This window comes from Rhodoferax koreense (assembly GCF_001955695.1).
GTDB lineage: Bacteria > Pseudomonadota > Gammaproteobacteria > Burkholderiales > Burkholderiaceae_C > Rhodoferax_B > Rhodoferax_B koreensis.
The window spans coordinates 1,806,468-1,830,945 of record NZ_CP019236.1; the positions used below are offsets into that span (position 1 = coordinate 1,806,468).

The 24,478-nt window shown below is 66.7% G+C and carries 19 protein-coding genes and 1 tRNA gene; 12 read left to right on the forward strand and 8 right to left on the reverse strand.

The genetic code is table 11. The features are described 5' to 3' along the window. The first annotated feature begins 20 nt into the window (after positions 1–20). From RD110_RS08530 to RD110_RS08550, 5 genes are all read left to right on the forward strand, one after another. Positions 21–332, forward strand: a complete 312-nt coding sequence (locus tag RD110_RS08530) for an integration host factor subunit alpha (RefSeq protein WP_076198547.1) — start codon at positions 21–23, stop codon at positions 330–332. A 149-nt stretch (positions 333–481) separates the two neighbouring features. Continuing rightward, entirely contained in the window at positions 482–955 is a 474-nt protein-coding gene (locus RD110_RS08535; protein WP_076198549.1) for a MerR family transcriptional regulator, read from the forward strand. 24 nt (positions 956–979) lie between these two features. Continuing rightward, positions 980–1,056, forward strand: a tRNA-Pro gene (locus tag RD110_RS08540). Between the two features lie 436 nt (positions 1,057–1,492). Continuing rightward, the gene (gene fnr / locus RD110_RS08545) at positions 1,493–2,281 is read left to right on the forward strand and encodes a fumarate/nitrate reduction transcriptional regulator Fnr (RefSeq protein ID WP_083686159.1); all 789 of its coding nucleotides are present in this window, start codon (positions 1,493–1,495) and stop codon (positions 2,279–2,281) included. A gap of 77 nt (positions 2,282–2,358) precedes the next feature. Continuing rightward, a complete protein-coding gene (locus RD110_RS08550) occupies positions 2,359–2,979 on the forward strand; it encodes an OmpW/AlkL family protein (protein ID WP_076198553.1) in 621 nt (206 codons plus the stop codon). Between the two features lie 43 nt (positions 2,980–3,022). Here RD110_RS08550 and hemN read toward each other — a convergent pair whose 3' ends face one another. From hemN to RD110_RS08585, 7 genes are all read right to left on the reverse strand, one after another. Beyond that, the gene (gene hemN / locus RD110_RS08555; RefSeq protein ID WP_076204649.1) at positions 3,023–4,414 is read right to left on the reverse strand and encodes an oxygen-independent coproporphyrinogen III oxidase; all 1,392 of its coding nucleotides are present in this window, start codon (positions 4,412–4,414) and stop codon (positions 3,023–3,025) included. A gap of 217 nt (positions 4,415–4,631) precedes the next feature. After that, positions 4,632–8,414, reverse strand: a complete 3,783-nt coding sequence (locus RD110_RS08560; protein WP_076198555.1) for an EAL domain-containing protein — start codon at positions 8,412–8,414, stop codon at positions 4,632–4,634. Positions 8,415–8,426: 12 nt separating this feature from the next. Then, complete coding sequence (locus tag RD110_RS08565) at positions 8,427–8,825, reverse strand: response regulator (protein WP_076204651.1); 399 nt, start codon at positions 8,823–8,825, stop codon at positions 8,427–8,429. A gap of 303 nt (positions 8,826–9,128) precedes the next feature. Then, positions 9,129–11,660 (reverse strand): ATP-binding protein, encoded by a 2,532-nt coding sequence (locus tag RD110_RS08570; protein ID WP_083686160.1) that lies wholly within the window; start codon positions 11,658–11,660, stop codon positions 9,129–9,131. An 8-nt stretch (positions 11,661–11,668) separates the two neighbouring features. Further along, complete coding sequence (locus RD110_RS08575; RefSeq protein ID WP_076198557.1) at positions 11,669–12,475, reverse strand: ABC transporter substrate-binding protein; 807 nt, start codon at positions 12,473–12,475, stop codon at positions 11,669–11,671. 47 nt (positions 12,476–12,522) lie between these two features. After that, positions 12,523–13,290: an HD-GYP domain-containing protein gene (locus RD110_RS08580; protein ID WP_076198559.1), complete on the reverse strand. Its 768-nt coding sequence runs from the start codon at positions 13,288–13,290 to the stop codon at positions 12,523–12,525. Then, the gene (locus tag RD110_RS08585) at positions 13,290–13,661 is read right to left on the reverse strand and encodes a response regulator transcription factor (RefSeq protein ID WP_076198561.1); all 372 of its coding nucleotides are present in this window, start codon (positions 13,659–13,661) and stop codon (positions 13,290–13,292) included. Before RD110_RS08585 ends, RD110_RS08580 begins: the two co-directional genes overlap by 1 nt. A gap of 119 nt (positions 13,662–13,780) precedes the next feature. Between RD110_RS08585 and RD110_RS08590 the strand changes: the two genes are divergently transcribed. The 3 genes from RD110_RS08590 (at position 13,781) to RD110_RS08600 (ending at position 17,985) form a co-directional block, all read left to right on the forward strand. Beyond that, entirely contained in the window at positions 13,781–16,483 is a 2,703-nt protein-coding gene (locus tag RD110_RS08590; RefSeq protein ID WP_083686161.1) for an ATP-binding protein, read from the forward strand. 81 nt (positions 16,484–16,564) lie between these two features. Further along, entirely contained in the window at positions 16,565–17,242 is a 678-nt protein-coding gene (locus RD110_RS08595) for a helix-turn-helix domain-containing protein (protein ID WP_076198565.1), read from the forward strand. Then, on the forward strand, positions 17,242–17,985 hold the full coding sequence (locus tag RD110_RS08600) for a response regulator (protein WP_076198567.1): 744 nt from the start codon (positions 17,242–17,244) through the stop codon (positions 17,983–17,985). The genes RD110_RS08595 and RD110_RS08600 overlap by 1 nt, the downstream gene beginning before the upstream one ends. 33 nt (positions 17,986–18,018) lie before the next feature. On the opposite strand, the gene RD110_RS08605 is transcribed toward RD110_RS08600, so the two are convergent. Then, positions 18,019–19,740, reverse strand: a complete 1,722-nt coding sequence (locus tag RD110_RS08605) for a methyl-accepting chemotaxis protein (RefSeq protein WP_076198569.1) — start codon at positions 19,738–19,740, stop codon at positions 18,019–18,021. Positions 19,741–20,000: 260 nt separating this feature from the next. Here RD110_RS08605 and RD110_RS08610 point away from each other — a divergent pair, with 260 nt between their 5' ends. The 4 genes from RD110_RS08610 (at position 20,001) to RD110_RS08625 (ending at position 24,459) form a co-directional block, all read left to right on the forward strand. Continuing rightward, a complete protein-coding gene (locus RD110_RS08610; protein WP_076198571.1) occupies positions 20,001–21,491 on the forward strand; it encodes a PAS domain-containing sensor histidine kinase in 1,491 nt (496 codons plus the stop codon). Beyond that, on the forward strand, positions 21,488–22,129 hold the full coding sequence (locus RD110_RS08615; protein ID WP_076198573.1) for a response regulator: 642 nt from the start codon (positions 21,488–21,490) through the stop codon (positions 22,127–22,129). Before RD110_RS08610 ends, RD110_RS08615 begins: the two co-directional genes overlap by 4 nt. Positions 22,130–22,276: 147 nt before the next feature. Further along, on the forward strand, positions 22,277–24,106 hold the full coding sequence (locus tag RD110_RS08620; protein ID WP_076198575.1) for a putative bifunctional diguanylate cyclase/phosphodiesterase: 1,830 nt from the start codon (positions 22,277–22,279) through the stop codon (positions 24,104–24,106). Positions 24,107–24,126: 20 nt separating this feature from the next. Next, positions 24,127–24,459 carry a hypothetical protein gene (locus RD110_RS08625; RefSeq protein ID WP_076198577.1) on the forward strand — a complete coding sequence of 111 codons (333 nt, stop codon included), beginning with the start codon at positions 24,127–24,129 and terminating at the stop codon, positions 24,457–24,459. Positions 24,460–24,478: the final 19 nt, after the last annotated feature.

The window sequence follows — 24,478 nt, forward strand, 5'->3', positions numbered from 1 at the left end:
CATCAAGCAGGGAGGACGTCTTGGAAATTACGGTTGAAAGTCTGGAGACCCCGGCGCTGACGAAGGCGCAACTCGCCGACCTGCTGTTCGAGCAGATCGGCCTGAACAAACGCGAGTCGAAGGACATGGTGGACGCGTTTTTCGATCTCGTCACCAACAGCCTGGTCGACGGCACCGACGTGAAGATCTCGGGTTTCGGCAACTTCCAGATCCGTGTGAAGGCGCCGCGACCCGGCCGCAACCCGCGCACGGGCGAGGCGGTGGCCATTGAGGCCCGCCGCGTCGTCACCTTCCACGCGAGCCACAAGCTCAAAGAGCAGATCCAGGGCTGAACGCCCGTGCCGGCGGGCGCCTGCCGCGCAGGAGGCGGCGCATCCGTGCATTTGCACGTGCTTTTCTTTTTTCCTGCCTCCCCTTGCGCTTTGCGCCTTTGGCCACTTGGAGTAACCTCAAAGGTTCCGCCAAAACAACATTGATTTCAATGGGAAATTCTCTCCCTTCGATTCCGGCCAAACGCTACTTCACCATCGGGGAAGTGGGCGACTTGTGCGGTGTCAAGCCACACGTGCTCAGGTACTGGGAGCAGGAATTCACGCAGCTTCGTCCCATGAAACGGCGCGGCAACAGGCGTTACTACCAGCACCACGAGGTGCTGATGATCCGTCGCATCCGCGACCTTCTGTACGACCAAGGCTTCACCATCAGCGGTGCCCGCAACAAGCTGCAGGAGATCGTGCAGGGCGAACGCGACAAGCGGCGCAACGGCGAGGTCATGCTCGACGGCGTAGGCGTTGTGGTGCTGGAAGGTCTGGACCAGGAGGAAGAACTGATCGGCGACAGCTTCCCCGACCCCGAGGCGCTGACCGAGGGCGATGGCGCCATCGCCAGTGCGCAGGTGTCCTGGCTGCGCCGCGAACTGGTCGAAATTCGCGATCTGCTGCTTGAGGCCGATTGAGCGGGTTATAATTCAGGGCTTGATCGGTGTGTGGCGCAGCCTGGTAGCGCACTTGCATGGGGTGCAAGGGGTCGAAGGTTCGAATCCTTTCACACCGACCATAGAAATTCATTGAATCAATGGGCCCGACATGAAAATGTCGGGCCCATTTTCGTTGGGTAAGCGCGACCCGCTGCTGAAAGCACGCCATCTCCCGATGTGAGAAATTTCACGGAAAACTTAACAGCTTGTTATGTAAAAATACGTAACTTGTTGATTCTTTGCCAGGGCCAGTTTTGGCTTAGCCGCGGAAAACTGAAGGAATCTATCACTGTTGCGCATCAACACGGGGCAAGACTTCAACCTGGTTCCTGACGGGTCTACACAGACCGGTTGCTTCAACGCTTTGGGTTACTCGCTCCCTCGCGCTCGTGGCCCTGGGCCTGGTCGCCGCCGCGGCACTCCGCCGCCATGGCGCCGACACCGCCCGCGTTGACCCAGATCAAACCGGTGTTTCCGGTAGTGCACAGAATGTCTGTGCTGCATCAAGAAACACCCATGAGCCATCTACCCAAGAACCAAGTCCGTTGCGCCAACTGTGAACTCGTCGATGTCTGCCTGCCTCCGAGGCTGGATCCCGGCGACATGAAACGCATCGACAAGGTGATCGACAAGCGGCATGCCATCCGACGCGGCGAGTTTCTCTACCGTCAGGGCGATGTCTTCGAATCGCTGTATGCCATCCGGCTGGGCCATTTCAAGACCAGCATCGGCACGCCGGACGGGCGCGTGCAGGTCACGGGTTTTCAGATGGCCGGAGAGGTGATCGGGTTCGACGGCATTGTGGGGGGCCGGCACAGCTGCGACGCGGTTGCGCTGGAGGATGCCCAGGTGTGCAAGATGCCGTTCAACCGCATGGAAGAACTCTCACGCGACATCCCCTCGCTGCAACACCACATCCATCGGCTTCTGGGGCGAGAGATCGTGCGGGATCAGGGCGTCATGCTGTTGCTCGGCGCCATGTCCGCGGACGAGCGCGTGGCCACCTTCCTGTTGAACCTCGTGCAGCGGCTGCATGCGCGCGGATTTGCACAGACGGAACTGGTGCTGCGCATGACGCGCGAGGACATCGGCAGCTATCTGGGGCTGACGCTGGAGACGGTCAGTCGCACGTTTTCCAGGTTCGCGGCCGAAGGCATCCTGCTGGTGAAGCAGCGCCAGATCCAGATCCTTTCCACCGCCGGCCTGCGGCGTGTCGGAAACCTGGACGACACCGGTGCCGATGCCGCACCAAGGCCGCTTGCTGCGTCTGAGCAAGTGGCCAACGTGCCGCTGACTGCGTCTTGATTGATCCCGCACAAGGTCCGTCGGACCTGTAAAGCGTCCAATCCTTGAGAGCGATTGGGCTCTTTCAAAGGATCAAAATGTCAAGACTGAATACGAAGGCCGCCGCCCTTCTGGCCGTGGCGGCAATGGGCTTCACGGCAATGGACGCAGGCGCGCAGGAAACCCCCTGGCTGGTGCGTGTGCGCGCGGTGAACCTGGACAGCGCCAACAAGGACTCGACCGGCCTCGACCTGTCGATCAACAACAAGGTCCTGCCCGAGGTGGACTTCACTTATTTCTTCACTCCCGCATGGGCGACGGAACTGGTGCTCACTTATCCGCAGAAGCAGACCGTGCGCGCAGGCGGCTCGGACATCGGCTCACTCAAGCATCTGCCGCCGACACTCACGCTGCAGTATCACTTCGCGGACCTGGGCAAGTTCAAGCCCTACCTCGGCGCTGGCCTGAACTACACGCGTTTCTCCTCGGTCAAGTTCTCGCCGGCCGTGCAAGCCGCGCTGGACCCCTCGCTCAGCAAGAACAGCTTCGGCCTGGCCCTGCAGGCTGGCTTCGACTATGAGTTCGCGAAGAACACCTATTTCAACTTCGACGTGAAGAAGGTGAAGATCCACACCGACGTGAGTTCTGCCGGCGCCCAGGTCGGCACCTTCAAGGTCGATCCCTGGCTGATCGGCATCGGCATCGGCCGGCGCTTCTGAGACGCCGGGCTGGAGACGAACGCCCCGCCCGGGGCGTTCGGGTTCAGGCGATGCGCGAGAACTGCGAACCGCTGCGAGGTGTCCGCAGGTAGTGATCGAACACCATGGCGATGGCGCGCACCACGAACCAGCCGGTCGGCGTGACCTGCACCACGCCCGCGCCGAGGTCGATGTCGACCAGGCCTTCCGCCGCGAAGCCTGCCAGCACCTGCAGTTCCGCAGCGAAGTAGCTGCGGAAGTCGATGAGGTGCCCGAGTTCCACCGATTCGAAATCCACGCAGCCCTGGCACATCAGCGCCATGATCACCGCGCGCCGCACCAGGTCGTCGCGGGTCAATCCCAGCCCGCGCTCGATGGGCAGCCGGTTTTCGGCGAGGGCCTGGCGGTAGGCTTCCAGCGTCTTGGCGTTCTGCCCGTAGCTGGCGCCGACACGGCCGATGGCCGACACACCGAGCGCGATGAGATCGCTGTCGGGCTGCGTGCTGTAGCCCTGGAAGTTGCGGTGCAGCCGGCCCTGGCGCTTGGCCCGGGCCAGCGCATCCTCCGGCAGGGCGAAATGGTCCATCCCGATGTACACGTAGCCGGCCTGCTCGAAGGCAGCCATCGCGGCGGCAAGCATCCTCACGCGGGCGGGGCCGCCGGGCAGCGCATGGTCGGCGATGCGCCTCTGTGCCTTGAAGCGTTCGGGCAGGTGCGCATAGCCATAGAGCGCCACCCGGTCGGGCCTGAGCGCCGTGACCTGTGCCAGGGTGCGGGCGAACGAATCCGGCGTCTGCAGCGGCAGGCCGTAGATCAGGTCGACATTGATGGAGTCGAAGCCGATGGCACGCGCCGCCTGCATCAGGCCGGTGACCTGCGCCAGTGGCTGCACGCGATGCACGGCCCTCTGCACGGCCGGATCGAAATCCTGCACGCCCAGGCTCAGGCGGTTGAAGCCAATGTCCGCCAGGCGGCGCAGCCGCGCGGCATCGACCGTGCGCGGATCGACTTCGATGGCGTACTCGCCTTCGGCGGGCAGCGTGAAATGCTCGCGCAGCATGGCTATCAGTTCGGCCAGTTCCTCGTCGCTGAAGAATGTCGGGCTGCCGCCGCCCAGGTGCAGTTGCGAGACCACCTGACCGCGACCGATCCGCTCGACGTAGAGCCCGGCTTCCTTGCGCAGGTCGTCCAGGTAGGGCCGTGCCAATTCATGGCGCCGGGTGATGATCTTGTTGCAGGCGCAGTAGTGGCAAAGCGATTCGCAGAAAGGGATGTGCACGTAGAGCGACAGCGGTAGCGGCAGGCTCGGTCCGGCCCGGCCTCGGCGTTGTTCCAGGGCGCGCAGGAACGGCTCCGCGCCGTCGCCGTCGGAGAACCGGTCTGCGGTGGGATAGGAGGTGTAGCGCGGGCCGGGTACGTCCAGGCGGCGCAGCAGGTCTTCGGTCGGTACCGCGATGGCCTGGCGGCGAGCGGGTGCCGGGCGAGGTGACGCAAGGCCCGCAAGGGGCGCGAGGTGTGAGATGGATGGCATGTCAGCGCGGTTCTGGATGATGCCGCCACTGTGCGTCAGCCCGGGTCCTGCGGCCATGACCTGTCTCAAGCTTTTGCGATCTCAGGAGAGCGTGCCGTGCTTTCGCCGTGCGCTGGACACGAACCCGCTGCGATCTTGCCGATCAGGCCATGTCTTCGATTCGCCTCGCCAGCATTGCGGCCAGGGCCTCGGCAGGCACCGGCCTGCTGATCAGGTAGCCCTGGAGTTGATCGCAACGCAGCTGCAACAGCGTCTGCGCCTGTGCTTCCGTCTCCACACCTTCGGCCACCACTTTCATGCCCAGCGCATGCGCCAGCGACACCATGGTGGTGACCAGTGTCATCTGGTTCGGGTCTTCGTTCATGGTCATGACGAAGGCCCGATCGATCTTCAGCACCTGCACCGGCAACTTGGCCAGGTAGGCCAGCGACGAGTAACCGGTGCCGAAGTCGTCGATGGCGATGTCGACGCCCAGGCCACGCAAGGTCTTCAATTTGAGAATGGTGTCCTCGATGTTCTCCATCGCCGCGCTTTCGGTGATTTCGAGGTCGATGCCGGGATCGGCGCCACCTGTGGCCAGGGCCAGTTCCACGGTGGCGACGAAATCGACCTTGCGCAACTGCACGGCCGAGACGTTGACCGCAATGCGTGGTGCGGCGAGGCCCAAGCCGAGCCAATACTGCCGGTCCAGCACGGCCTGCCGCAATGCCCATGCGCCGACCTCGACGATGAGCCCGGTTTCTTCCAGCAGCGGGATGAAGCGAGCGGGAGGCACCAGCCCGAACTCGGGGTCCTGCCAACGGATGAGGGCCTCGACGCTTTCGATGTGCCGCCTGGCGGCTTCTGCCTTGGGCTGGTAGTGCAGCACGAAGCGACCTCGCGCCAGCGCCTCGCGCAGCTTGTTTTCCAGGGCCACCTTCTCGGCGATGCTGGCAGCCATCCGCGCATCGTAGAAGCTCATGCGGTCCGGCGAGGCCTTGGCCCGCTTGAGTGCCGCCTCGGCGTTGAGGTACAGGGTTTCAGCGGTCGTGCCGTCGGCGGGACACAACGCAATGCCGATGCGAGCCGAGATGTGCAGGGCCTGCGCGCCGCAGACCACCGGCGCATCGAAGCTGCTTCGGTAGAAGTCCTGCAGCACGCGCGCGATCCCATATCCTTCGGTGGCATTGGGAAAAACCATGGCAAACTGATCGGCGCCGACACGCGCCATTCGCGTGGCGTCTTCCACGGCATGAACGATCCGCCGCGCCACCTCGCGCAGCACCTCGTCGCCGATACGGCGGCCCAGGCTGTCATTGATCGCCTTGAAGCGTTCGATGTCGAGGATCACCAGTGCCAGCATTTCCTGCTTTTCCTGCGCGCCCGCCACATACCGCCCGAGGCGTTCCTGGAACAGCATCGCATTCGCCTGGCCGGTCAACACATCGTAGTAGGCAAGCCGGTTCAGCTTGTCGGACTGGGCGATGTGGTCCATCGCAAAGGCGATGTCGTTGGCCAGTTCCTCGAGCAGCCGTATCTCCCTGGCATCGAAGAAATCGGCTTCACCCGCATGCAGCACGAGCATGCCTGCCGTGCGTTTGGACACGATGAGCGGCAGCAGGGCAAGGGAGCGGGAGCCGGCGGCCAGCACCGATGCCTGCGCGGGTGCGGTCAGCCAGACGCTGGTCGCGATGTCGTTTTCGACGACCGTCTCGCCGTGCAGCACCAGACGCTGCAGCCGCATGTCGCGATCTCTCAAGTGCCGGTGGATGGACTCGCGCACCGCTTCGAAATGGTCGGCCGCGGTGCCGTCGTCGAACCGGGCCACGATGTCCAGGTGCCAGTGATCACCATCGAACAGGCCGATCCATGCGGTCTTGAAGCGCCCGGTGTGCACCGAAATGCGGCAGGCCTCGCGGAACAGTTCGTCACGGTGCGGCGCACGGACGATCAGCGCGTTGATGTCGCTCATCACGCTGGAGACGCGATGCAGGCGTCGGATGCGCTCCTCCGCCCGCTTCCCCTCGGAAATGTCCTCGTGGGCCACGACGACGCGCAACGGGCCCTCGCCGGAGAAGCGAGAAATCCGCGCCAGGAACCAGCGCCGCTGCGTCCGGCTGTCGCAGCGGTACTCCATCGCGAAGGTGTGCCTGCTGCCCAGCAGCACTTCGCGGATCCCTGCGGCCAGCGAACCGGCTTCGGGTGCCCGCGCATCGGCGGCCTGTTCGCAGGTGTTCAGGTAGTTCGTCCCTTCGGATGGGCGCAGGGCCGCCTGCGCGTCGTTTTCGACGGATTCACGCCAGGCCCGGTTGACGGCGACGATCACGCCATCTTGATCGAGCACGCAGATGTGCTCCGACAGCGAGTCCAGTGTGGAGCGCGCAAAGCGTTCCGAGGCGAGCAAGGCGGCCTCGGCCCGACGTCGCTGCAGATACTGGCCCAACTGATTCGCAATGGCCTGGCCCGACGCCTGCAGCCGTTCATCGCGTGGCCGCGAGGAGCGACTGAGAAACGACAACACGCCGATGGGACGTTCGGCGTCGAACACCGGGAAAAGGCTTGCGCATCGCAGGCCCTCGGCGATGGACGTCCTGCTGGCCACGCGGGGCTCGCAGCGCAGGTCGGCGATCCACAGCGGCAAGCCCTGCTGCCAGACGTTGCCGGCGAGGCCTTCGCCTGGGCGACGCACGTCGGCGCTTTGCACGGCCGCCAGAAAGTCCGCCGACAACTGCCCGGGCGGACTCCACAGCATCGTCAGCTTCAGCAGGTTGCGCGCTTCGTCGACCTGCCAGTAGCGCCCCAGTTCCCATGCCTGCGACTGGCATACCGCCCGCAGCACCGAGCGCAGGCCCTGACCGACATCGTCCGAAGAAGCCAGTGCCAGCGCCACGGCATGGTCCAGCCGCAGCAATTCGTCCGCGCGCTCCCGCTCCGTGGTCTGGGCCTGCAGCTGGCCAAGCTGGTGCTGCACCCTGGCGTAGAGCCAACCGTTTTCGTAGATGCGCCCGGTCTGTGCGGCCTGCACTGCGAGGGTGTGCTCGTCGTCGGTGGAGAATCCGGCCATCGCGGCCTTGTCGAGCAAAAGGACCCAGCCATAGCCATGGTGCAAAGAGGCCACCGGCGCGAGCAGGCCGCTGGTCACCCGCGGGAGAACGGCTTGTACGGCCTGGCGCAGCGCCGCATGTCCCGCACCTGGCTCGAAGCGCATGGCCCGTCGACCGCGCAGCGATGCATCGGCTGTGGCGGCATCGACCGGCAGGGAGCGGACCGATGCCTGTTCCTCCGCCGCCAGGCCTGCGACGGTGAGATGCACCTTCTGCGCGTGGCCCCTGTCCCGTATGGCCAGTACGGCGCCTCGCGCATCGAACAGAACCCGCACGCCTTGGCAGAACTTGTCCAGCAGAACCTGCGGATCACGCTCGGACGCCAGCTGCATCGCCAGCTCGGTCAGGGCCGCGAGCCGCTGGTTGGCGCGCTCCAGTTCTTCTGCCTTGACGATGAGCTTGTCGGTGACCAGGCGCAAGTGGTCGCGGTCGAAATCCGCATCGACGCGGGGCACTACAGCGGCGGGCCGGCACGCATTCTCCAGCACCTGCGCCACCACCCGCAGCACCTCCTCGGGTTCGCAGGGCTTGTGCAGCACATGCGAGACACCGCAGCCGGCGGCAAGAACGGCGGCTTCCTTCTCCATGAAGGTGGCGGTGTAGAAGATGATCTCCGTCGTGGACAGCGCGGGCTCCTCACGCAGTCTTCGCGCGAAGGCATACCCGTCCATCTTGGGCATGAGGATGTCGCAGATGACCAGGTCGGGACGGTGGGTGTGTGCCAGCGCCAGCGCCTCCTCGCCATCCCTCGCCTCGAGCGCCTCATGTTGCGCGTACCGCATGAGCATCACGATGAGTTCGCGATTTTCTGCGACGTCGTCGACCACCAGGACCTTGGCCACGGCGGTGTCCGTTCAGCTCGCTCTGGGAGGGGCGCGTGGCTTGGCCGGCTCCAGCAGGGATTCGATTTCGCCGACGAACATCTCCGGCTCGATGGGTTTGGACATATAGGCCCGGAAACCCGCCCGGATCACCGTTTCCCTGTCGCCCGGCATGGACGAAGCCGTGAGTGCCAGGACTGGAATGTGTTGGCAGCCCGGATCCTGCTGCAGGGCCGACAGCAGCGCATAGCCGTCCAGCCCCGGCATCTGCAGGTCGCTGATGACGAGATCGGGATGTTGTTGCTGCGCGAGCAGGAGGCCGGCATGGCCGTCGGTGGCCGCCAGCACTTCGTGACCGGCTGCGCAAAGAAGGTACCGCGCCAATTCGAGGTTGGCGGCGTTGTCTTCGATCACGAGAATACGCGCGCGCATGTTGTTCACCTGTTGGGCGCCATTGGCTGGCGTTCGAGTCGAATCCGTTGCTTCGGCGCCGCTTTTATCTTCGGCTCGGGCTGGCAATGGTCTCGCAGTCGGGATGGGAAAGTGTGGACCAAGTGTGACGGAACAAAACATTCACTTGCACAAAGTGTAAGTTGAATGTCCACAATCGACCACATTTCCTTGCAATTTCAGGTGAGTGGTAACACCTAGGACGCACCCAGAAAGCAGCGATTCGGGTCTGCCAGGGGCCATACGCTGGTCGCCGCGTTACGACGGGGACGGCATGGCGAAGGGCTACAGTGCGGCCGGCACGGTCTCCGCCAGGCTGGCGCGCATGGGCATGTGGATGTGGAAGGCCGATCCGCCGCCGGGCAGCGACTGGGCATAGATGCGCCCGCCATGCAGTTCCACGATCTTGCGGCAGATCGCCAGGCCGAGGCCGGTGCCGCCCGAGCCGTCCTTGGTGGCGCTCGACTGCACGAAGGCGTCGAAGATACGGTCGATCTCGTCGGCGGGAATGCCGGGGCCCTGGTCGCGCACGCAGAAATGCAGGTCGTGGTCCTCCGAGACCTCGCCCGACACGGTGATGACGCCATCGGCGGGGGAGAACTTGACCGCATTGGCGATCACATTGCGGATCACCTGCTGGAACCGCGCGGGGTCGGCCTTGCCGATCAGCGGCACGTCGGGCAGCGCCAGCCGCAGTTCCAGGCGCTTGGCCAGTACCAGCGGTTCCATTTCGCGCAGAACGCCGCGTACGGTGCCGCGCAGGTCGATGCGTTCCAGGTGGAAGGTGCCCACGCTGCTCTCGATCTTGGCGACGTCGAGCAGGTCGTTGACCAGTGCCAGCATGCGCTGGCCGGCGGCGTGGATGTCCTCGAACATCGCGGACTGCCGTGCCGGATCACGCACCCGCGTCTTGCCGAGCTCCGAGAAGCCGATGATGGATTGCAGCGGTGTGCGCAGTTCATGGCTCATGTTGCTCACGAACTCGGTCTTGGCACGGGCGGCTTCCTCGGCCGCGTCATGGGCTTCGCGGGTGGCCCGTTCGGCTTCACGGAACTCGCTGATGTCCATCAACACACTGAGGATGCCGCTGGCGTTGCCGTCGCCGTCGGGTACCAGGGCCTTGAGCACGCGCGTATCGCGCCAGCTGCTGCCGCGCGCCCGCAGCCGGGTTTCGAAGCGGGTGCTGCCGCCTTGTGTCATGAGCCTGCGGTCGGCCTCCTCGTGCATGCGCGCCTGTGCCTTGTCCACCACCATGGCCAGGGAGCGACCGATGGCGTCGCCGCGCGGCACACCCTCGAACTCCTCCCAGGCCCGGTTGACCAGCAGCAGCCGCCCGCGGATGTCCGTCATCGCGATCGGCAGCGGATTGAGTTCCAGCAGCTGGGCATTGAGTGCCAGCTGCGTCTGGAGCTGGTGTTCGGCATTCCAGCGTTCTGTCACGTCGACCGCGCTGCCGGCATATCCCACCAAGACGCCTTGGGACAGCAGCGGGACCACGGCGACGTCGAAGCGCAACGCCGTGCCGTCGGCCGTGCACAGCCTCGCCTGAGCCGTTCGCACGCCTTCCTGGCCCTCCTTGCGGAAGAGGGCGCGCACGGCCTGGCGCGAGTCGGGCTCGACGATGTCGTGCAGCGCGTGGCCGATGGCCGAGCGCACGTCCGTGCCGCGCAGGGCCAGCCAGCGCGCGTTGACGAAGGTGATGAGTCCGGCCGCATCGGTGCGGAAGATCAGCTCCTGCACGCTTTTCATGAGCACGGCCAGTTCGTGCTCGCTGCGGGTCACGCGGGCCTGGGCCTCGAACGTGAGCCGGCGCGCCGATTCGCGCGCACGCAGGCTGCGCCAGACCGTCAGGGTCAGCCCCAGGATCAGGGCCAGTGCAACGGCGCCGGCCACGGCGAAACCCTTGACGCTGTCGAACCAGTGCGCGAGTGCGGCATTCATCGGCAACTCCACCAGCACCACGATCGGCCGGGTGCGCGACACGCGGAATGCCACGATTTGCGCATCGCCGCCGGTGCCTTTGCCGACGTAGCTCGCGAATTCCCTTTCCGGCAGGAAGTGGCGGAACACGGGCAGGTTGCCGACGCTGCGGCCGGCCAGCGCGGGCATGTCGGTGGAACTCGCCAGGACCATGCCTGCGTAGGACGCGACGACCGCACGCCGTCCGGCATCGCCCAGCGTCTGCCGCTGGTAGTTGGCGAAGGAATCGGGGTTGACCAGCGCCACGAGCAACGTTGGCGGCGCGGTGCCGTTGGACACGGTCCTCAGGATCGGGATGAAACCCACGCCCGGCGGTGTACGTGCGGTATTTCCGCGCTGCAGTCCCGACAGGCCCCGTGTCGGCACGAAGGGGCCGATCGCGTCGCGACCGGCCGAAGGCCAAGGGCCCAGGCGCTGCATCTCGATCACCAGCCCCAGCTCCGCGGGCTGGGTGGCGTCGAGCACACGGCCTTGCCTGTCGAGCACGGCCATGGCGCGGATGAAGGGCATGCCGAGCAGCATTTGCGACAGCGCAGGATTGACCTGCCCCGGGCGTTGGGCGGCCTCGGCAACACCAGGCAGTTCGGCCAGCGTCGCCAGCGCGGTGGCGGCGTTCTCGATGTCGCGTGTGACCTGTTCTTCCAGCACGCGGGCCAGCAGCTCGTTCTGGCTCGTCTCCGCGGCAATGCCCGCGCCGCGGTCGCTCCAGGCCGCCCAGGCCACCAGCGCCACCACCAACAGGGCCAGGAAAACGCCGATGGGAATGGCCCACCGGCTCGCGATGCGTCCCGCCTCGGGCGGGGATGGCGTGGTCGAGGTGGTGAAGTTTTTCGCCATGCTGTCCCTCAACGCGACACGATCTCGCCAAGCCCATGTTTCTGGCCTGCCGCGGCCAAGCGGCCATCGGCCTTGATGCGTCGCACGAAATCGTCCATCACCGCCAGCCAGGCGTCGTCGCCCGGGCGCACGGCATAGGCGTACGGCATGACGTGGAAAGGCCGGCTGGGCGAGATCAACCGGGCCCAGTCGGCGTTGTCGAGCAGCCGCCGGCTGTAGGGGTAGTCGGTCATGAAGACATCGACACGGCCCGATTCCAGCTCCCGTTCACGCGTGTTGGGCGGCCTGACAGTAACCAGCTGGGCGTGCCTGAGCGACTGTGCCATCACCGGCTCCATGAAGGTGCCGGCCTGCACCGCGACCTGAACGCCCGGCTTGTCGATGTCTTCCCAGGTCTTCACCACGGCATTGCTTTTGGTGGAGACGGCATAGATGTCGCTGTGCATGTACGGCTGGGTGAATCGGAGTTGTTCCATGCGTTGCGGCAGCATGCCGACCGCGAACATCGCCACGTCGCAGCGGTCACCGCGCAGATCGGCCACCAGCGTGGCGAAGGACGAATCCACATACTCGATGCGCAGCTTGAGATCGCCGGCCAGCGCGGCCGACAGATCGATATCGATGCCGGTGAGCTGCTCGGTGCGTGGATTGCGGAAGGTGATGCCATAGTAATCGGGCCAGATGCAGACCCGCACGCTGCCCTGCGCCCTGACCCGGTCGAGCACGGCTCCGGCCGACGCGAAACGGGGCGCGAGGGTCGCAGCCAGGAGCAAGGCCAGCAGGGGGACAAACGACTGGAGGGGGCGAAATTTCATGGTTCTTTTCCTCGGAATGGGGCACCGACCGGGTGGGCGGCACCGGTTCAGTTGGCGTCGATCAGGGCCTGGAACGTCAGCTTCTTCCTGTCGATGGTGCGCCGCACCTCTTCGAGTTCTGCGGCATGGGCCACGAAGGTGTCCACGATCTCCGGGTCGAAGGCGCCGCCGCGCTCAGCCTGCAACATCTCGAGGGCGGTTGCGCAGTTGAACGCGGGCCGGTAGCACCTGTCCATGGTGAGCGCGTCGTAGAAGTCGACCACGCTGGTGATTCGGCCGGACAGGGGAATGGCGTGGCCGACCAGCCCGGCCGGGTAGCCGCGCCCGTCGAAACGTTCATGGTGCGTGAGTGCCACTTCGGCCGCCAGCTGGAACAGGGCAATGCGGGAGCGCCCGAGTATTTCTGCGCCGATGACGGGGTGGCGATTCATCTCGGAGCGCTCTTCGGCCGACAGCGATCCGGGCTTCTTCAGCACGCAGTCCGGTGTGCCGATCTTGCCGATGTCGTGCATGGGCGCGGCCTTGCGCAGCATGCGCGCAAAACTCAGAGACTGGCCCAGCTTGAGAGCCAGCGCTTCGGCCAGGAACCCGATGCGCACGATGTGTACGCCGGTGTCGTCGTCCCTGAAGTCGGCGGCCACCGCCAACTGCAGCAGTGCCTGATGGTGGGCCAGCGCGACCTCCCGCAAGGCCTGGTTGCGCTCCCGGTACATCTGGCCGAAATCGGCGATGAACTGTTCCATCTGACGCGCGGCGGCTTCGTCGAACTTGCACGCGGTGAACAGCTCGTCCGTCTCCGTGGTTGTGGCTTTCATCAGGCCTGGTCCTCGATGCGGCGCAGCGTCTCGAGGACCTGCAGCGTGCTGAAAGGCTTGATGAGGTAGTCGTCCGCACCGGCCGCCATCCCGGCTTCGCGGTCGCTGCTCTGGCCGCGCGCGGTCAGCATCACGACGCTCGTGCCGCGCAGGGCGCTGTCGCGCTTGGTGGCGCGGCAGACGTCCAGACCGTTGAGCAGGCCGGGCATCATCACGTCCACCAGCATGACGTCGGGTCGGAGGTCGCGCGCCATCACCAACCCGGTATCGCCGTCCGTCGCCTCGTAGATGTCATAGTCTTCGAATTCCAGCGTCATGCGGAGCAGTTTGCGAATGTCGGCATGGTCTTCGATGATGAGAACTTTTTTCATGGGAAAGATGGGTTGGGAAACAGGGCCTGTCGGAAAGCATGGCCGATCTAGAAATTTTAAATATCATTTTTATCAAATACAATTTGTAAATATCAATTGAGGCCACGAATTTGCCGAATATGCGTAATCGATCACGGCGTGCTTGGCAGTCGACCGCCTGCGGCGTCGCATTGGTGCTGCTCGGGGGCTCGGCGCTGCTCGGCTGGTGGCTGCACCACGAGGGCTTGACGCGGCTCTGGCTCGGCGAGACCCGGATGGTGGTGAACGCCGCCACCCTGTTCATCCTGTGCGGCGTGGCCCTGTTGCTGCCCGCTGGTGCCGTAGCGCATGGCGCCCTGGTCCGGCGCATGGTTTGTTGGGCGATCCTCATCGCGCCCTTGACGATCGGTCTGGCCAGTTTGACTGGTCTCGGTGCCGGTCACGGCTTGAACTGGCCGAATCTGCACCGGTGGGCCGACATGCAGACCGGTCAGCCGGGCCGCATGTCGTGGGCGTCGCTGGTGGCCTTCGTCGCCGCCGGCGCGACCTTTCTGCTGGCCAGGGACGATGCGAGCCTCAGGTCGCGCACGATGGTCAAGATGTTGACCTTGTGGGTCGGCTTGTCCGGCGTGCTGGGCCTGGTCGGATTCCTGGTCGATGCCCGTCTGCTTTTCTACGACTACTGGCTGTCGGACCTGGCGCTGCCCAGTGCCGCCGGGCTGGTGGTGCTGGCCATCGGCATGCATGCCACGTGGACGGGCCTGGGATGGGAGCCGGTGCTCGCGGTGTCGGAGGTGGACCGCATCACCGCGACCAGCGCCGCGATTTTGTCGGCCATCGCCCTCATCGCCGGGGTGTCGTGTTTCGCCATCCTGCAGGGCCGGGTGCAGATGCTTTTCGGAGAAAGCGTGCGTGCGGAGTTGACCAACCGCACCGCGATGTTCACGGACTTTCTATCGCTGCGTGAGAACATGGCCAGGTTCACCGCAACCCGGCCGGCGCTGATCGGCAACCTGCGCCGCATCCAGGCGGGCAATGGCGACCCCGGCCAGCTCGCCAACGTGCAGGCCGTCATCGACGGCTTCCTGACGCAGGGTTTCAGCGCGATCGAATACCGCGGTCTGGATGGCAGACGCGTTGCCAGTGGGGGCGTGTTCGCCGATGCGCCGGCCATGCGTGTGCCACTCGGCACGGGCGGCACGGCCGAACTCCTGTGGAGCGAGGGTTTCGTGCTGCGCAGCCGCCTGGCGGTGGCGGATGCGGCAGGGGCCGTGGGCAGCGTCCTGGTCGAGCAGGCACTTCCCGTGCTGACCAGGCTGGCGCTGGATCCTGCGCGGCTGGGCTCTTCCACCGAAATCGGCCTCTGCGTGCTCGGCACCGAGCAACTGGACTGCTTTCCACAGCGCGCCAATCCGCGTGCCTATAACGTCAGCTTGCTGGGCGCGGACGGCAAGCCGCGCGCGATGACCCTTGCGCTGCAGGGTGAGAGTGGTGTCACGATCACCCGCGATTACCGCGATCACAACGTGATCGTGGCCTTTGGCCCGGTGGGCGAGTCCGGGCTTGGGCTGGCGGTCAAGATCGATACGGTGGAAATCTTCACGCCGATCCGCGAGCAATTGTGGCTGTGCGGCGCTGCCTTGCTGCTGCTGGTCGGCGCCGGCACCTGGCTGCTGCGCTCGAAGATGAAACCCCTGGTGGCTTCCATGATTGAATCCGTGAAAGCCTTGCATGAAAACCAGGAGCGGTTCAAGACCGTGGTGGCCGGTGTCAAGGACTACGCGATCATCATGCTCGATACCGGCGGCCACATCACCAGTTGGAATGCGGGCGCTCAGGCCATCAAGGGTTACCGGGAGGCCGAAATCATCGGCCAGCATTTCTCGCGCTTCTATCCCGAGGCCGATGTGGCGCAGCACAAGCCCGAGCGCGAACTGGAGGCCGTGGCGGCCGAGGGACGCTTTGAAGACGAGGGCTGGCGCCTGCGCAAGGACGGCACGCCTTTCTGGGCCAATGTGGTGATCACCGCGCTGCGCGACGGCGACGGCAAGCTGCGGGGCTTCGTCAAGTTCACCCGCGACATGAGCGAGCGCCGCGAACTGGAGCGCGTGCTGCAGGAAAAGAATGTGGAGCTCGAAAAGGCCAGCCGGGCCAAGGATCTGTTCCTGGCCAGCATGAGCCATGAGCTGCGCACGCCGCTCAACGCCATCATCGGCTTCACCGGCACCTTGCTGATGCGCCTGCCCGGCCCGCTGCTGCCGGAGCAGGAGAAACAGCTGCGCACGGTGCAGAGCAGTGGCCGGCACCTGCTGTCGCTCATCAACGACCTGCTGCAGGTGGCCAAGCTCGACGCGGGCCAGATCGACGTGCGGCCGGAGCCGGTCGATGCCGGTGCGGTGGTGGAGGAAGTGGCGGCCCTGCTGCGCGCGCAGGCAGAGAAAGCCGGCCTGGCGCTCGAGGTGACCCTGCCGGCCGAGCCCGTGGTGCTGCGCACCGATCGGCGCGCGCTGACGCAGATCCTGATCAACCTGGTGGGCAACGGCATCAAGTTCACACCCGCCGGCCAGGTGGCTGCCCGCCTGCAGGTCGAGCGTGATGGCACGGGCGGCCGTGCGTTGTTCGTCGTGACCGACACCGGGCCCGGCATCCGCGAAGCCGACCAGGCGCGCCTGTTCAAGGCCTTCGCCCGCGTGGTCGATCCCGACCGCCCGCAGCCGGAAGGCACGGGCCTGGGCCTGCATCTGAGCCGCAGCCTGGCCGAAAAGCTCGGTGGGCGGCTGACGCTCGAGAGCACCTACGGCTGCGGCAGCAGCTTCTGCCTGGAGTTGCCGTTGGGTGAATGAGGCGGGACTGCTCGCACCAGATTTATCAATTCCTGACGGGAGGCTGACCGTCCATTTTAAAATCGATGAAAATAGCACAGCATGAAAGCCACCCATCCCAAGCCCGACGAAAGCTTCTCGGACGACTACACCACCCGTGATGTCGCCAAGCGGCTCGGCCTGGCCGTTCGCTCCATCCAGCAGATGGTGGACCGAGGGGAGTTCGAGGCCTGGAAGACCCATGGCGGCCACCGCCGCATCTCGCGCAAGTCCGTGGAGCGCTGGGAAGCCGCGCGGCTGTCCACCGCCACGGCCGCCGTCACGGCCCCCCGCAACCGGCGCGCCACCGACCGGCCCGCTCAGCCTGGAGCCGACCCAGGCGATGCGCGGCCCATGAAGATCCTGCTGATCGAGGATTCGGTGCATTTCCAGAACCTTGTGGCCTTGCTGGTGAAACAGCATTTCCCCGATGCGGAACTGCGCACGGCCGGCGACGGCATCATCGGCCTGGCCATGTACGGCCAGTTCCAGCCCGACGTGATGCTGGTGGACATCCTGCTGCCTGGCATTGACGGGGCCACACTGATCGCCACGCTGCGCTCCCATCCGCAATTCGCCAGCAGCCGGCTCATCGTGGTGACCTCGCTCGACGAATCGCAGCGCGGGCCCTATGCATTCGCGCTGGAGGGCGTGCCCGTGGTGCACAAGACGGCCCTGGTCGCCGAGCTGCCGGCGCTGCTGGCGGCGCCTGCCGGTGCCACCGCCACGGCGGTCGCCTGATGGCCAATGCCGCTGGCGTGCTGCTGGTCGAAGACGATCCGGCGCTCGTGCGGTTTTTTCGACTGGCGACGGAGGATCTCGGCATCACCCTGCGCGTCTGCGCCACCGTGGCGGAGGCCATCGTGGCGCTGGAGGCCGAGCCGTCGCAACTGATCATCACCGACTTGATGCTGCCCGGCGAATCCGGCCTGGTCCTGCTGCAAAGACTGCAGCAGACGCCCCGGCTGCGGGCCGGCGCCCGGCTGGCGGTCTGCAGCGCTGGGATCACGGCCCAGGTGCAGGGTGAACTGGCCGCGCTGGGCGCCTGGCGGCAAATGCACAAGCCGGTGTCGGTGCAGGCGGTGCGCGACTGCGTGCAGGAAGGGCTGCGCCTGCCCGTCGAGGAGGCCTCCGCCGGGTCCCCGCCGGGCGACGGGGCGGATGCATGGGTGAACGACGAGGCGGCTGCCGTGGCCCGGTATTTCGCTGGCAACCTGGCCCTGTTCACATCGTTTCGCGAAAGTTGCCTGGCGCAGTTTCCCGTGGACATGGAGTCCGGCGATACGGCGCTTGCCGCACGGGATGCCGCCGCTTTCCGTCGCGTCAACCACACGCTCAAATCCGTGCTGCTGTCCCTGGGCATGACCCAGGCCAGCGACTGCGCGCGCCGGCTCGAGTTGGCGGCGGCCGAGGCCGATTGGCGCGAGGCCGAAGGCGACTGGGCGCGGCTGCGCGGCCTGCTGCTTTCGCTGGTGCGGCCCTGACATCGCCCGGCCGGTCGCGCGCCAGCCGGCGACTCAGCGGGCGCGGCCGATGCGCAGCGGCTGGGTCTTCCTGTGCGCGACGACCTGGGGCGTCGCGGCGCCCGCGCCCGCATGGGCCCGGGCTCGGGGATGGGCCGGGATGGCCGGACGCATTCCGGTGACCTGCGGGCCCGATGCTGCGCGGATGGGCGTGCCCTCCCGCATCTGGAACACACCGACCGCGCGCTGCAGCGTCTCGGCGCTCTGACCCAGTGCGCCCGCCGAAGCGGCGGACTCCTCCACCAGTGCGGCATTCTGCTGCGTCACGGTGTCCAGCTGCGCCACGGCCTGGTTCACCTGCGCGATGCCGAGCGACTGCTCCTGGGTGGCCCCGGTGATCTGGTGCACCATCGCCGACACGTCGCGCACCGAGTTCATCACCTCGGCCAGCGTCGTGCCGGCGCCATGGATGCGTTCCGTGCCCTGGGCGATGCGCTGCGCGGCCTCGGCGGTGAGTTGCTGGATCTCCTTGGCCGCGCTCGCGCTGCGTTGCGCCAGCGCCCGAACCTCGGCCGCCACCACGGCGAAGCCGCGGCCGCTTTCGCCGGCGCGCGCCGCCTCCACGGCCGCGTTCAGCGCCAGGATGTTGGTCTGGAAGGCAATGCCCTGGATCACCGAAGTGATGCTGCCGATCTTGCTCGACGACTGTTCGATGGCGTCCATCGCTTCGCGCGCGTCCCGCACCGCCTGCTCGCCGCGGCTGGCGACCTCGCGGCTGCTGTCGCTGCGGCTGGCCATCTGCGCGGCCGTGTCCGCCGTCTGGCGCACGGTGCCGGAGAGTTCTTCCATCGAGGCCGCCGTCTGCTCCAGGCTGCTGGCTTGCGATTCGGTGCGGCCGGCCAGGTCGAGGCTGCCCTGCGCGATCTCGCGGGCCGAGGCGGTGAAGCCGGCGATCTCCTTGCGCACATCGCCGACGACGGCACGCAGGTTGATCTGGATCTGGTTGAGCCGGCGCATCAGCGTGCCCATCGGCTCCGGGAAGTCCAGCCGTGGCTCGCCCAGCAGGTTGCAGCCCGAGAGCTCGCCGGCGAACCGCACGGCTTCCTTCAGGGCCTCGCCTTGGCGCAGATGGAACCACGCAAACGCCGCGCCGAGGCCGAGGGCCAGGATACCCAACCGTGCCAGCGCGGCCGTCGGGCCCGACCACTGCATCAGGTCGGGCAACAGGGATGCGCCGCCGACCAACGCCAGCGCCACGCCCATGCGGGCCGTCAGCGACGCCTGGTGCAGCCGTGCAGACCAGCCCGCAAGGCCGCGCTGACGCACCTGCCCGGCCTCCAGGGACAGTGCATGCCCGCCTGCCTTGGCCTGCCGGGCGAGCCGGGCATACAGCGCCTCGGCCGCATGCACCTGCGCGCGGCTCGGCTTGATGCGCACCGACATGTAGCCGCAGGGCTTGCCGTTCTCGAGGATGGGCGTCACGTTGGCCAGCACCCAGTAGTGGTCGCCGTTCTTGCGGCGGTTCTTCACGAAACCGGTCCATGGGCTGCCGCGGCCGATGGTGCGCCACATGTCCTTGAAAGCGGCCTCCGGCATGTCGGGGTGCCGGATCAGGTTGTGCGGCTGGCCGATCAATTCCTCGTAGGCATAACCGGAGGTGGCGACGAAGGCATGGTTGCAGTGGGTGATGAAGCCCCGGGTGTCGGTGGTCGAGACCAGCGCGTCCGCATCCGGGAAATCGTATTCCTGCTGTGTGATGGGAAGGTTGTTTTGCATGGTTTTTCCAATTGGCCGGCATGGTTGGCGCCCTGGGGCGGGAGCCTTTGCCCGGTGCGCCGACTTTAGGCACGCGCCGGTGGCGGCGATGTAGGGAGTTCTCGACCCCGGATGCCGGGAGCGGTGGTCATATTTCCCCACCTCCCTGCTTTTCGCTTCACTACAATGAAGCAATTGGTAACCACGGCGCTCCAGGCCTGCGCCTCGCGTGGTCTGTGCCGCGTCCCTCCGCCTTGCTCCAACCAGAGGTGTGCCCTAACTTGAAACCCGGTCAGACCCCGCCCGCCCAGGAGATCCAGTCCGGGTTCGCGCACAGCGAAGCCAGGCTCAAGGCCTTGTTCGAGTCGGCGATGGACGGCATCGTGACGATCGATGCCACGCAGCGCATCGTGATGTTCAACAAGGCCGCCGAACACATGTTCCGCTGCGACGCCGCCACGGCGCTCGGACAACCCATCACCCGTTTCATGCCGGAACGCTTCCGCGCCCATCACGAGAGCTATGTCGAGAACTTCGGCACCACCGGTGTCACCATGCGCCGGATGGGCCGCATCGGCGCCATCAGCGGCCTGCGGGCCGACGGCGAGGAATTCCCCATCGAGGCGTCGATCTCCCAGGTCGATCTGGACGGCCACAAGCTGTTCACCGTGATTCTGCGCGATGTGACCGAGCGCGTGCGCGACGAGCAGCGCCTGCGCGAGCAGCAGGAGACCCTGGCGGCCGTCATCGATGCGGCCAGCGATGCGGTGGTCAGCTGCGACAAGGACGGACTGATCGTGCTGTTCAATCCGGCGGCCGAACGCATCTTCGGCCGCACGGCCGCCAGCATGCTGGGCCAGCCGCTGGACGTGCTGATGCCGGGCCGCTACCGCGACCGCCACGGCGGCGACCTGCAGGGCTTCGTCGACTCCGAGGTCACGCGACGCGCCATGGGGGCCGGACGGGTCAAGGGTGTGCGCTCCGACGGCGAGGAGCTGGAGCTCGAGGCCTCGATCTCGCGCTCCGTGGTCAACGGTCGGCTCACGCTCACGGCCATCCTGCGCGACGTGACCCAGCGCGCCCGCGCCGAGGCCGCGCTGCTGCGCTACCAGAGCGAGCTGTCCGACCTGACCCAGCGGCTCATGCACCAGGAAAAGGAAACCACCCGGCAACTGGCGCAGGCGCTGCACGACCAGCTGGGCCAGACCTTGACGGCCATCCGTCTCACCTTCGACGCCACCCCGGTGCGGTCGACGGGTTCGACGAGCGCCGACCCGGCCAGCCAGCGGCTGGGCCAGCTCATCGACCAGGCCATCCGCGAGGTGCGCCAGGTGCTGGTCGACCTGCGTCCGCCGTTGCTGGACGACCACGGCCTGGCCGCCGCGCTCGACAATGAACTGCAGTCGCGCGACCGCCTGCTCGCCGGTGTCGACCTGCTGCTCGAAGTCGAACCCGAGGTCGCGCGGCTGCGCTGGCCGGCGGACATCGAATACGCCGCCTTCATGGTGGCGCGCGAGGCCACGTCCAACGCAATCCAGCACGCGCGTGCGAGCCTGGTGCGCGTGGTGCTCACCGGTGGCGAGCGGCGGTTCCGCGTGGAAGTCATCGACGACGGACAGGGCTGGCCGCTGAATGCGCAGAACGCGCGGCCCGGGCATCTGGGCGTGGTCGGCATGCGCGAGCGGGCGCTGGCCATCGGCGCGCATTTCACCGTCAAACCGAACGCCGGCGGCGGCACCCTGGTGTGCCTCGACTGGGAGGAGTCCTCTTGAGCACGCTCTATCTTGTGGACGACCACCTCATGGTGCGCGAAGGCTTGCGCGCGGTGTTGCAGATCGCCGGCCACGAGGTGGTGGGGGAGACCGCCGACCCGACGGTGGCGGTGGCCGAGATCCTGCGGCTGGGCCCCCAGGTGTTGCTGCTCGACCTGAGCCTGGGGGGGCGCTCGGGCTTCGAAGTGCTCGTCGAACTGCAGCGCCGTGCCGCGAGCGTGCGCACCGTGGTGCTCACCATGTCCGCCCAGCCGCAGCACGTGGCCGAGGCCATGCGGCTGGGGGCGGTGGGCTACGTGCTCAAGGGCGCCCCGTCGAGCGAGATGCTGCGCGCCGTCGAGGTGGTGCTGCAGGGCCGGCGCTACCTGGGCCAGGAGGTGGCCGATCTGGCCGTGCAGGCGCTCACCGGCAACTCGGACGCCGATCCGTTCGCCGGGCTGTCGCCGCGGGAGCGTCAGATCGTGGTGATGGTGGTGAAGGGCTCTTCCAGCGCGGCCATCGGGCGTGAGCTGCACCTCTCGCCCAAGACCATCGACACCTACCGCAGCCGCCTCATGAACAAGCTGGGGACCGCCAATGTCACGGCGCTGGTGCGCCTGGCCATGCGGCACCAGTTGCTTGGCGTGGACGCTTCCTGACGGTTTTTGCTTCCGATGCCGTGCATCTGTCGCGGCCATCCCGACAGCGGCAGTCGAGAGTTCCCCACAGACGCCAGGCGCAGCGATTCCTACATTTGACCGACCGGCACACAGCCTTTGCCGCCGGGTCTTCTGCAAGGAATCGCCATGCCCTACGAAAAGACCAGCGCCGTCGCCGTGCCCCAGCTTCCTCTGGAGAATCTGGGGGACGTCGCCAGCATGATGCTGCAGGCCATGCAGGAATCGCCAGCGCCGATGATGTTGACCAACGCCACGGGTGACATCCTGCGTGTCAATACCGCCTTCGAGCAGGCTACCGGCTACGCATTCGCGGAGCTCGCCGGCCGCAACCCGAGCCTGCTCAAGTCCGGGCTGCAGGGGACCGGTTTCTACCGCAGCATGTGGTCGCAGTTGCGGCGCACCGGGCGCTGGCAGGGCGAAATCTGGAACCGCCGCAAGGACGGCCGGCTGTTCCAGGAACATCTCTCCATCATTGCGTTGCGCGGCACAGAAGGCAACCCCGACTATTACCTCGGCACCTATGCCGCGCAGGCGCCGCGCGGGGCCAGCCGGGACCGAAGCCGCGACGGCGCCACCGACGCCACGACCGGCCTTCCGAGCCGGCAGGCCTTTGCGGGCGCGGCCGACCGGCTGTGTGGCCGACACGGCGTGGTGCACGTGCTCGCGCTCGACATCGATGGCTTCACCGAACTCAACGAGTTGCATGGCCTGGAGTCTGGCGATGCGGTCTTGCGCCAGATGGCCCTGCGCTGCACCGAGGTGGCCGCCGCGAACGGCCGGGCAGCGGTGGTCGCCCGGGTCGGCCCCGATGAATTCGCCATCGCCCTGGCCGGTTGCCGTACCCGGGGCGGCGAGGAGATCGATGCGGTGCAGCCTTTCGCGGCCCGCCTCTACGCCAGGATGGCCATGCCCTTCGACCTCGGAAGCGGGCAAAGCCTGCACGTGTCCGTCAGCGTGGGTCTGGCCTCGCTGGTGCGCGGCTGCGGCACGGCAACCGAGGCGCTGCTGCATGCCTCGGTGGCGCGCCAGCAGGCGGTCCCCGGCTTGCCCACGCTGCAGCGCTACGAAGACCAGGACGGCCAGCGGCGCATGGCGATCGCGCTGCGCGAAGCCGTTCGGCTGGAACAGATCACGCTGGCCTACCAGCCCAAGGTGGCGCTGGCCACCGGGCGGCTGGCCGGTGTGGAAGCGCTCGCGCGCTGGGTGCTGCCCGACGGCACGGCCGTGCCGCCTTCGGAATTCATTCCCCTGGCCGAGCGGCGCGGACTCATCGGGGCACTCGGCGACAGCGTGATGGACACCGCGCTCGCGCAGATCCGCGCGTGGTGCGACGACGGCCTGCCGGCGCCGGTGGTGGCCGTCAATTTCTCGGCGCTGCAGTTCCAGCGCGAAAACCCGACCCAGCGCCTGGCACTGGCCATGGACCGGCATGGCGTGCCTGCCGGGCTGCTGGAGCTGGAGCTCACCGAATCGCTGCTGATCGGCGACATCGATGTGGTGATGCAATCGCTGCGCACCTTCCGCGATCTCGGCGTGACGTTGAGCATCGACGACTTCGGCACGGGCTATTCGTCGCTGGCCTATCTGCGCCGCTTCCCCATCCAGTACCTGAAGATCGACCGGCAATTCGTCTCGGCCATGGCCAGCGACACCAGCGCCTGCGAGATCGTTCGGCTGATCGTGGAGATGGCGCACCGCCTCAACCTGCGCTGCATCGCCGAGGGCATCGAAACCGTGGCGCAGCTCGAATTGCTCAAGGCCATGGGCTGCGACGAAGGCCAGGGCTTCCTGCTGGCGCGGCCGATGCCGCCGTTGGCGATGGACGAGGTGTTGGCCGGCCGGCTGCCGTGGGCGCATCTGTTCGATGGCGAGGCGGCCGCGACGCAACCCGTACGGGCCGGCGAGGCGCACGGCACCGTCGTCGAAAGAAGGAGCGTCTCGTGTGCAACCGACTGAATCCCGCCCAGACGGCAGGCTTGACCAGGCCCCGCAAGGTGCTGACGGTCTTCGCCGCGCGCGGGCATCGGGACACGGTACGCCGGCTGTGCCGCAGCCTTGAGCCCGCCAGCCAGGTCACCGACGTGGCCAGCGCCACCGATGCGGTGCTCACGCTGCTCACCGGTCCCATGGACCTGGTGCTGGTCGACGCCGGCCTGGCGGGGGACCTGCTCGGCGCGCTGCTGCGCCACGCACAGCGCTCGGCACCACGCGCGAAACTGGCGGTCTTCGCCGGCGGCGCACTCGCCCCCGGGTGGCTGCCCTGGTCCCAGCTCGAGGCCACGCTGCTGGCGCTGCTGGCCCGCGCTTGAATGACACCATGGCTTGATC